A 1,593-nucleotide genomic window follows, 5' to 3' on the forward strand; every position below is an offset into this window, starting at 1 on the left:
TGACGAGGTACTAGAAACCCATATTGGCCCAATTCACGTAAGAAAGAATGCTTTAAAATTTTTAGGCCATGACAATCGCATTGATTTCGATGACTTTAGACAAGTTTTCGTTTTAATTGTTGATGGTCAGGTGATGAACGATAATATCTACCTACAAAAAGCGTCATAATATTTATTTTTTAACCAAGCGGGCTAGGCATACTGGCCCGTTTCTTTATTGAAAAAGGAGTTATCATGTCTGAAAATCCATTCAAATCCTACTATAAAAAGTCTCGTCAAGACCGTATCGATGTCTTATTGGACCAAGAGCAAATCACTAGTGACCAAGCTGAATTTTTGAAAGACGGCCAAGGTTTACCCACTGAAATCGCTGATCATATGATTGAAAATGCCCTTTCAACATACGGAATTCCCTATGGTTTGGCCCTAAACTTTCTAATTAACGATCAAGAAATCCACATTCCTATGGTGACTGAGGAACCTTCTGTAATTGCGGCTGCTTCAAATGGCGGTAAAATTATCCAGCAGGCAGGCGGATTTAAAAGTCAGGTTAACCAGCGTCTGATGACTGGGCAGATTGCTTTTACCGGACTTGAAGATGACGCACAGGCCTTACGCTTTGAAGCGTATGTGAATGAAGTTGCAGATGATTTACTGGCTGTGGCTAATGCGGCCTACCCTTCCATTGTTGGGCGCGGTGGTGGCGCGCGGTCCATCCGTAGTCAATACTATCCAGCAACCGCTAGTAGTGCCCCTTTCTTCATTGTGTATCTAACGATTGACACTCAGGAGGCGATGGGGGCCAATATGATGAATACCATGTTGGAGGCTTTAAAGGCGCATATTCTTGAACAAGTGGATTTTATTGTGAATCTTGATGGATTGATGGCTATTCTATCCAATTATGCGGTTGAAGCTACGGCAACGGCGACTTGTGAACTTCCAGCACGTTTACTGGATAAAGGCCCTATTTCTGGGGTTGAAGTGGCTGGAAAAATCGCATTAGCTAGCCAGTTAGCGCAGGTGGATGTTTACCGGGCGACCACCCACAACAAGGGAATCATGAACGGGGTCGACGCTTTTGTATTGGCCACTGGAAATGACTGGCGGGCAGTTGAAGCGGGTGTCCATGCCTACGCAGCTCGAGACGGCCAATACCGAGGCTTGGCCAAATGGACTTACGACAGTGACCGAGAAATTTTATCTGGTGAACTCACCCTACCGCTAGCCTTAGGCGCTGTTGGCGGGTCGATTGGGATCCACCCAACTGTGCAAGTAACCAAGTCAATTTTAGGTCAATCGGACGCTAAACATCTGATGGAAATTGCTGTTTCACTAGGGTTAGCGCAAAACTTCGCAGCAGTTCGGGCCCTTGTTACTGAAGGGATCCAAGCTGGCCACATGCAGTTGCAAGCTAAATCATTGGCCATTCAAGCAGGTGCTGACGGCGACCAGGAAATTAACGCTGTAGTGACGGCCTTAGAAAACGCTGACCATAAGAACCTGGCAGTAGCCAAAGAAATTTTAGAAAAATTACGACAGGAATAATCGAAATAAGCAAAAAATCGTTACCCACTTGAAGTTGATACTTCT

The 1,593-nt window shown here is 45.1% G+C and carries 2 protein-coding genes; both read left to right on the forward strand.

Annotated elements, in window-relative coordinates:
• Window positions 1–169 (forward strand): iron-sulfur cluster biosynthesis family protein (locus ACRCJ0_RS13720; protein ID WP_431390786.1); only part of this gene is annotated, 169 nt, incomplete at its 5' end.
• Between the two features lie 65 nt (window positions 170–234).
• Entirely contained in the window at window positions 235–1,548 is a 1,314-nt protein-coding gene (locus tag ACRCJ0_RS13725) for a hydroxymethylglutaryl-CoA reductase, degradative (RefSeq protein WP_431390784.1), read from the forward strand.
• The last annotated feature ends 45 nt before the right edge of the window (window positions 1,549–1,593 follow it).

The organism is Aerococcus sp. L_32, from assembly GCF_050689315.1.

Bases quoted from the DNA above. Each gene is read 5' to 3' on its own strand.
- ACRCJ0_RS13725 (WP_431390784.1), top strand. From the start codon at position 235: ATGTCTGAAAATCCATTCAAATCCTACTATAAAAAGTCTCGTCAAGAC.